The 7,378-nt window shown below is 71.2% G+C and carries 5 protein-coding genes and 1 pseudogene; 3 read left to right on the top strand and 3 right to left on the bottom strand.

Going from position 1 to position 7,378, the window contains the following annotated elements:
- Positions 1-63: 63 nt before the first annotated feature.
- Together HK417_RS20400 and HK417_RS20395 are read right to left on the bottom strand one after the other, a co-directional pair.
- A pseudogene (locus HK417_RS20400) lies at positions 64-840 on the bottom strand (IS256 family transposase); the annotation flags it as partial.
- A 312-nt stretch (positions 841-1,152) separates the two neighbouring features.
- Positions 1,153-2,235, bottom strand: a complete 1,083-nt coding sequence (locus HK417_RS20395; RefSeq protein WP_222270534.1) for a glycosyltransferase — start codon at positions 2,233-2,235, stop codon at positions 1,153-1,155.
- 249 nt (positions 2,236-2,484) lie between these two features.
- On the opposite strand from HK417_RS20395, the gene HK417_RS20390 reads away from it, so the two are divergent.
- The 3 genes from HK417_RS20390 to HK417_RS20380 all read left to right on the top strand — a co-directional run bounded on the left by HK417_RS20390 (position 2,485) and on the right by HK417_RS20380 (position 5,776).
- On the top strand, positions 2,485-4,653 hold the full coding sequence (locus tag HK417_RS20390) for an amylo-alpha-1,6-glucosidase (protein ID WP_222270525.1): 2,169 nt from the start codon (positions 2,485-2,487) through the stop codon (positions 4,651-4,653).
- Between the two features lie 560 nt (positions 4,654-5,213).
- On the top strand, positions 5,214-5,450 hold the full coding sequence (locus HK417_RS20385; protein ID WP_222270523.1) for a type II toxin-antitoxin system VapB family antitoxin: 237 nt from the start codon (positions 5,214-5,216) through the stop codon (positions 5,448-5,450).
- The gene (locus HK417_RS20380) at positions 5,447-5,776 is read left to right on the top strand and encodes a type II toxin-antitoxin system PemK/MazF family toxin (protein WP_222270521.1); all 330 of its coding nucleotides are present in this window, start codon (positions 5,447-5,449) and stop codon (positions 5,774-5,776) included. Before HK417_RS20385 ends, HK417_RS20380 begins: the two co-directional genes overlap by 4 nt.
- A 216-nt stretch (positions 5,777-5,992) precedes the next feature.
- Here HK417_RS20380 and HK417_RS20375 read toward each other — a convergent pair whose 3' ends face one another.
- The gene (locus HK417_RS20375; protein WP_261327423.1) at positions 5,993-7,318 is read right to left on the bottom strand and encodes an alpha/beta hydrolase family protein; all 1,326 of its coding nucleotides are present in this window, start codon (positions 7,316-7,318) and stop codon (positions 5,993-5,995) included.
- Between the last annotated feature and the right edge of the window lie 60 nt (positions 7,319-7,378).

Below are 7,378 nucleotides of genomic sequence, written 5' to 3'. Positions count from 1 at the left end.
CTCGCCTCACTGCCGGGTCCCCAGGCCGCCGCCAACAACACGCCGACAAGTTGATTCTTTACAGGCCCAGTGCGTGCGGCAGCGCTGCCAGGCCGCACCGGGCACCGCGGCGCCGATCGCCTCCACCAGGCCGCGGTGGGCATCGCTGGTCACCAGCTGGACCCCGGTGGGGCCGCGGGCGGTCAGGTCGCGGAAGAAGGACAGCCAGCCGGCGCCGTCCTCGGCGCTGGTGACCTGCAGGCCGAGGATCTCCCGGTGCCCGTCGCCGTTCACCCCGGTCGCCATCAGGGCGTGCACGCCCACCACCCGGCCGCCCTCGCGCACCTTGAGCACCAGGGCGTCGGCGGCCAGGAACGCGTACGGTCCCGCGTCCAGCGGCCGGTGCCGGAAGTCCGCGACCTGCGCGTCCAGTTCCCAGGCCATCTCCGACACCTGCGACTTCGACAGCCGGCTGATGCCCAAGGACTCGACCAGGCGCTCCATCCGCCGGGTCGAGACACCCAGCAGATAGCAGGTCGCCACCACCGTGGTCAGCGTCCGCTCCGCCCGGCGGCGGCGCTCCAGCAGCCAGTCGGGGAAGTACGAGCCCGACCGAAGCTTCGGGATCGCGACGTCCAGGGTGCCGGCGCGGGTGTCGAAGTCCCGGCTCCGGTAGCCGTTGCGGGTGTTGGTCCGCTGCTCGCTGCGCTCGCCGTAGCCGGCGCCGCAGACCGCGCCGGCCTCGGCCGACATGAGGGTGTTGATCAAGGTCGTGAGCATCTGACGCAGCAGATCAGGGCTTGCCTGGGCCAGCTGCTCGTGCAGGAAGTGGGCAGGGTCGATACTGGAAGGCGCGGTCATCGCGTCGAACTCCTGAAGGACTGTGAGAGGTCATCCAGCAGATCACGCGGTGGCCGCCTTCACGTCCTCGGCCCGCTGGTCACCGGGCCGTCGCACACCACCTTGGTGGACGCCACTGCTTGGGCGGCAGCCCGACATCGAGGCGAGTCCCACTGCGCGCTGACCGGTCGCGTCGAGGCGCGGCCAGTGGCTTCAGCAAGCTGATCTCAGGACACCCTGCGTGGCGGCGATCCCCGGCCCGCCGCCTTCCTGCGCGTGACCGTAACGCTGCGCCTCGCCGGCGTTACCGGTGATTGAGGTCTTGATCGATCGTCACCCAGGCACGCCGGACACTGGCACTCTTGCCGTCGGACGTTGCCCGGGACCCTTGCCACACGCGCCCTGCTCCGCCACGACGGTGCGGTAGAGGGTGAGGTGTTCGGCCACCATCCGCACGGCGCTGAACCGCGTCTCCGCGGCAGCCCGGCAGGTTGCGCGATCGAGCTCCGTGGCGCGGGGAAGCACCTCGGGGAGCAGCCGCAGGTCACGCACGAACCCGGTCACCCCGTCCTCGATGATCTCCGGGGCCGAGCCGTTCGGCGTCACGACCACGGGGGTGCCCGCGGCCAGGGACTCGATCATCACCAGGCCGAACGGCTCAGACCAGCGGATGGGGTTGAGCAGCGCCATGGCACCGCCGAGCAGCTCGTACTTCGCGGCCGCATCCAGCTCCCCGACGTACTCGGCATCCCGACCGAGCAGCGGCCGAATACACCCCTCGAAGTAGTCCCGTTCCGAGGCCTCCCGCATCTTGGCCCCGATCCGCAGCGGTATCCCGGCCGCCCGAGCGATCAGGATCGCCTCCCGGACGCCCTTCTCGGGGCTGAACCGGCCCAGGAAGCAGACATACCCGCCGCTCCCGGCGCCGACCGGCACCGCGCTGACGTCGAGGCCGTGGTGGATGACGGCGGCGAACGGGACGTCGGGAGCGGCCGAGGCCTGGGCGGCGGAGATGGCGACCAGGCCGACTTCGGCCGCCATGGCGCGGTACACCGTGTCGAGGTCGCCGTGGACCGGGCCGTGACAGGTGCTGACCACGGGCAGGCCGGCCCGGCGTCGCCGGCACAGGGGGCCGGTGATCGTGTGGTCGTGCACCAGGTCCACGTCCACGAAGGCTGCGTAGGCGCGAACCACATGGGCGAGCTCGGTGACGCAGTCCCCGATGGGCACGCCCGCGGCCGGGACCGTGCCGGCGACCAGCTCCACAGAGCAGGTGCTGCCGGCACGCGCAGCCAGCAGGACCTCATGCCCGGCGTCGGCCAAGCCCCTCGCCAGGTAGTCGACCTGCGCCTCTATGCCTCCGTAGGCGGGTGGTGGCACGGGCAACCAGGGAGGTGCGATGACGCCGATCCGCACGGTGGGCTCCCTCTGGCGGAGTTGCTCCGGAGGCTTGGAGCGCCCGCTCGCTGTCGGATGTCCGCCTTCCAGCCGCCCGCGGACCGCCTTCCCCGGCACGTTAGGCGTCACTTGGGCATCCGCCAAGGCGTCGCGCCACGAACCGGACGCGTTCGTGCCACTTCTCGGGCACGAGCGTGAGGTCCTGGCCGTCCGCGCGGACAATGGAGCCGCCAACGCCCGCGTACCTCGTTCCACAGGAGCTCGGCCATGACCTCAGCGGACCGGTCCGCGGCGGGCCTCGACGTGACCGAAGCCGACACCGAGCCGGTCACGGCCCCCAACCAGGCGGTCACCCTGGTCGAGGGCTCGACCTTCTGCGTCGGCCCGCCCTCCGGAGACCTTCGGGGCGACGGGCCCGAGGGCCTGTTCTTCCGGGACACCCGCATCGTGTCGGACTGGCGACTGCGCCTCGACGACTCCCCTCTCCAGCCCCTCACCGTGCTCCGGCAAGAGCCGTTCCGGGCAACGTTCCTCGTGCGCGCCCTGCCCAGGACATCCCGGACCGAGGTGCTCCTGGAGCGGCACCGTTACGTCGGCGAGGGCATGCGTGAAGACCTTCGGCTGCGCAACCTCGGGAACCAGCCGCTCGCCACCACCCTCCGCCTGCTCGTCACCAGCGACTTCGCCGATCTGTTCGCGGTGAAGGAGGGCCGGGTCGAGGTGCACGAGCAGCCGTCGATGAGGACCGATGGCGACACACTCGTCCTCGGGATGCACGAGGAAGGGGTCTCCCGGGGGTGCCGTGTGACGGCAGCGGGAGCGGTCGCCGGCCACGGCGAGCTGGCCTTCGATGTCCGCGTCCCGCCGCACGGCACCTGGGAGACCACCCTCCTCGTCGTCCCCATCGTTGGCGGGGAGGACGTCCACCCCGCCTTCCCGGTCGGCCGACCGCCCGAAGAGGCACACCCGGCGCAGCGCCTACGCCGATGGCGGGCCGGCAGCCCACGAGTGCAGACCGAGGATCCGCAGCTGCGCATGGTCCTCGCCCAGAGCCTGGAAGATCTCGGTGCCCTACGGCTGCACGATCCGACTCATCCCGGCGAGGCGGCGGTGGCCGCCGGGGCGCCGTGGTTCATGGCGCTGTTCGGTCGGGACTCCCTCCTCACCTCGTACATGACCCTGCCCGTGGACTCGGGCCTTGCCCTCGGCACATTGCAGATGCTGGCTCGCCTCCAGGGGACGAGCGTGGATCCGCGCACCGAGGAGCAACCCGGGAGGATCCTGCACGAGACGCGGCTGGGCGCCGAATTCCCCCTGGCACACGGGGGCGGGAACGTCTACTACGGCACGGTCGACGCCACCCCGCTCTTCGCCGCCCTTGCCGGCGAGCTCCGCCGGTGGAGCATCGCCTCCGAACAGCTGGACGCGCTCCTGCCCGCCGTCGACCGGGCGCTGACCTGGATCGACGAGTACGGCGACCGCGACGGCGACGGCTTCGTGGAATATCAGCGAAGCACCTCGGCGGGGTTGGTCAACCAGGGCTGGAAGGACTCCTGGGACGGCATCAACACCGCCGACGGCGCGATCCCGCCCACCCCGATCGCACTGTGCGAGGTGCAGGGCTACGTGTACGCCGCGTACTCCGCCCGATCCGACCTGGCCGCCGCCGCCGGGGACGAGGCCGGCGCAAGGCATTGGTCCGACAGGGCCGAGGAGCTCAAGCGCGCGTTCAACGAGCAGTTCTGGCTGGCCGATCGCGGCTGGTTCGCCGTGGGCCTGGACGGCGACAAGCGTCCGATCGACGCGCTGACGTCCAACATCGGCCACTGCCTGTGGACAGGGATCGTGGCGGAGGACAAGGCCGAGCACGTCGCCGCGCACCTGCTGTCGCCGGAGATGTTCACCGGCTGGGGAGTGCGGACCCTCGCGTCGTCCATGGGTGCGTACAACCCCATGAGCTATCACAACGGGTCGGTGTGGCCGCACGACAGCGTGCTGGTGGCCACCGGTCTGATGCGCTACGGCTTCGTAGCGGAGGCGCAGCGAATCGCCACCGGACTCTTGGACGCCGCCGTCGCGTTCGGCGGGCGACTGCCCGAGCTCTTCTGCGGGTTCGACCGGTCGGAGTTCCCGACCCCGGTCCCCTACCCGACGTCGTGCTCACCACAGGCCTGGGCGGCGGCCACGCCGATCCAGGCGGTGCGGCTGCTGCTGCGACTGGAGCCCCGGGTCGGCGAGGTGTGGTTCGAACCCGCGTGGCCCGACCGCTACGGGCCGATCCGCATCAACGACGTGCCCCTGGCCGGCCGCAGGGTCACCTTGACCGTGGACCAGGACGGCGCCCGGTTGGAGGGTCTCCCGGACGGTGTCCCCGTCGTCCCGGGCTTCCACCTCAACCAGCTCCGTGCCGGTCCTGATGATCGCAGCGTGAGGTGACCCGCCGAGGTCGCAGTTGTGCGAGCGACGGGGTGGTGTCGCGCACTCATGAGGTTCGAGCCGATGACGGCGAGGTCTTCCGCGGTTGGCGCGATCACCCTGACCGTCGTGCCCGTGGCGGCCGGCCGGCGGACCTCCGCGTCCAGGCGACGGGTGCGGTGCTGCCGCAGAAGTCGTTCCAGCCGCTCCCCCGCGCTCCGTGGACGGTCCTCCTCGTAGGTCACCAGTGGGGCCAGGACGATCGGGCTCATCCAGGTGCTCGCGCACCAGGACGTCGGCGTCGGTGACCGAGACCGCTCCCCCGTCGATGTGGCGCCGCCCAGCGATCGAGGTCGGCGGAAAGGAGATCGGCGCCGCCGCCCGGAGTCGTAGTCCATCGCGACCACCACTAGAGGCTTTGCTGAGCAAGCTTCTCGATGAGGGAGAACTTGTCGCGGAAAGCCCATGGCGTGTGGTCGCGCGGGGGCCAGCGCCAGGTCCAGCGCCAACAGCTCCGATGTCCTCGCCGCCAGCGGCGGTAGGGTGGACGTCTTGTGGCACAATTGTGGCACGATTGTGGCATGCCCAGAACACGGCTCAGCACGACCGTCGACGAAGATCTCCTGCAGGCCGCTCGACGTGTGCGATCCGGTGACACCGACGCCGCCATGATCGACGAGGCGCTGCGCGCGCTGGTGGCGCGCCACCGTTCAGCCGAAGTCGAGGCGAGCTACACCGCCTACGACGAACACCCGCTCGACGAACCGGACGAGTGGGGTGACTTGGCGTCGTTTCGCGAAGCCGCCGGACGGTCGTGACCACGCTCCCCGTGCGCGGTGAGGTCTGGTGGTGCGAGCTGGCCGAGATCGGGCGCCGCCCCGTCGTCGTCCTCTCCCGCGACGCAGTGATCCCTCGACACCGGCGGACACTCGTCGCACCGTGCACCACCACGATCCGCGGCCTCGTCAGCGAAGTCGGCCTCGAGCCCGGCGAGGACCCGGTACCCCGCCGCTGCGTGGTCAACATGGACTCGGTCGAGAGCGTCTCCGTCGCAGTCCTCGTGGAGCGGCTCGGACGGTTGGCCGACACCCGCATGCGGCAGATCTGCGCAGCCCTCTCCGTCGCGGTCGACTGCGCGGACTGACGCTGTGCCGGTGGAGGAACTCACCCGGGAACGTGGCAGGACAGCGCACATGGCCCTCGGCCACCGGACCGCGGCGGCGCCAGCGCCGGAGTAGAGCAGCTTACTCATCGGGCAAGCACCTTGCGGCGCAGCGGCGTGGCCGCCCCAGGAGCCTCGCCGTCCCACCGGCAGATCTGCCCGCCGGTCAGCTCTCCGGCCCGACGGGCAGGCCCGAGTTCAACTCGCGGAGCGCAGGGAGCAGGTGTCGAGCAGCGCCGGGTCGGTGGCGCCGTTGCCGGCCGGGCGCGGGACGGTCCCACTCGGCGGCGGCTCCTGGCCGTCCTCCACCCACGCGGTCAGGGCGTCGAAGGCGGCCCGGAAGCAGGGCAGCATCGGGCGCAGGTGTGCCGGGTCCAGGTGCATCAGGCTGTCGACGTGGTTGCCGCCCTCGATGCGGTAGTAGCGGTGCAGCCGGGCGCGCTGCGCGTCGCTGATCATCCGTGCGTAGACGTCGCTGTGGAGGCCGATCGGGAGCAGGCTGTCCAGCGTGCCGTGCAGGGTGAGCAGCGGCTTGCCGATCGCGCCGGTCAGGCTGATGCGGGCCAGCGCCTCGTGCACCGGCTGCGAGCGCGGGTCGGCGAACCAGGCGTCGTAGCCCGCGTCACTCGGACAAGGCGCGAAGATCTCGGGCAGGCTCGCGCCCGCCGACGCCCCCGGGCAGGCCGGGTCGAACGCCGGGTCGAACTCGGCCCGGTAGGTCTTCTGCGTCACCCCCCAGTAGAAGCTCTGGTGGTACGGCCACAGCGGTTCCGAGCCGCGCGCGAAGCCGGCGGCGTACATGTCCGCGGCGGTGGCCAGGCCCAGGGTGTAGCGCACCGCCGTCGGCAGGTAGGTGAACAGGTTGGGCCCGTCGGGTGTGAACAGGTTCCCCTCCCAGTCGACGCCACCGTCGTAGAGTTCCGGGTGGTTCTCCAGCTGCCAGCGCACCAGGTAGCCGCCGTTGCTGATACCGGCCAGGTAGGTGTGCTGCGGCGGGTCGTCGAAGCGCTCGCGCAGCGCGCCCTGGGCGGCGACCGTCAGCTGGGTCATCCGCTCGTGCCACTCGGCCACCGCGTCGCCGGGCCGGTCGCCGTCCCGGTAGAAGTCCGGGCCGTTGTTGCCCTTGTCCGTGCAGGCGTAGGCGAAGCCTCGCGCCAGGACGAAGTCGGAGATGAGGAAGTCGCAGGCGTACTGCTTGCGGACGCCCGGCGCGCCGGTCACCACCAGGCTCCCGTTCCAGTCGTCCGGGATGCGCAGCACGAACTGGCTGTCGTGGTCCCAGCCGTGCGTGGTGTTGAAGGTCGAGGTGTCCGGGAAGTAGCCGTCGACCTGAAGCCCTGGCACCCCGCAAGGATTGCTCGTGCCCGGCGCGTGCAGCGTGATCCAGTCCGTCCGGTCGGTGAACTCCCCTGCGGGTGCCTGCAGCAGTCCGGTGGTCGTGAGGTCCGGCAGGCACGCGGTGACCGAGGTCTCCGCACCCGGCACCTGCACCGTGTCGCTGGGGGGACGGTGCGGCGGGGCCATCAGAACTCCCTGGGGACGAGGTCTCCGCGATGGTCGCCGAGACCTCGGCCCGCGGGCAAC

It is taken from the genome of Modestobacter marinus (assembly GCF_019799945.1).
Classification (GTDB): domain Bacteria; phylum Actinomycetota; class Actinomycetes; order Mycobacteriales; family Geodermatophilaceae; genus Modestobacter; species Modestobacter marinus_B.
This window is presented reverse-complemented; position numbering and strand designations above follow the sequence as displayed.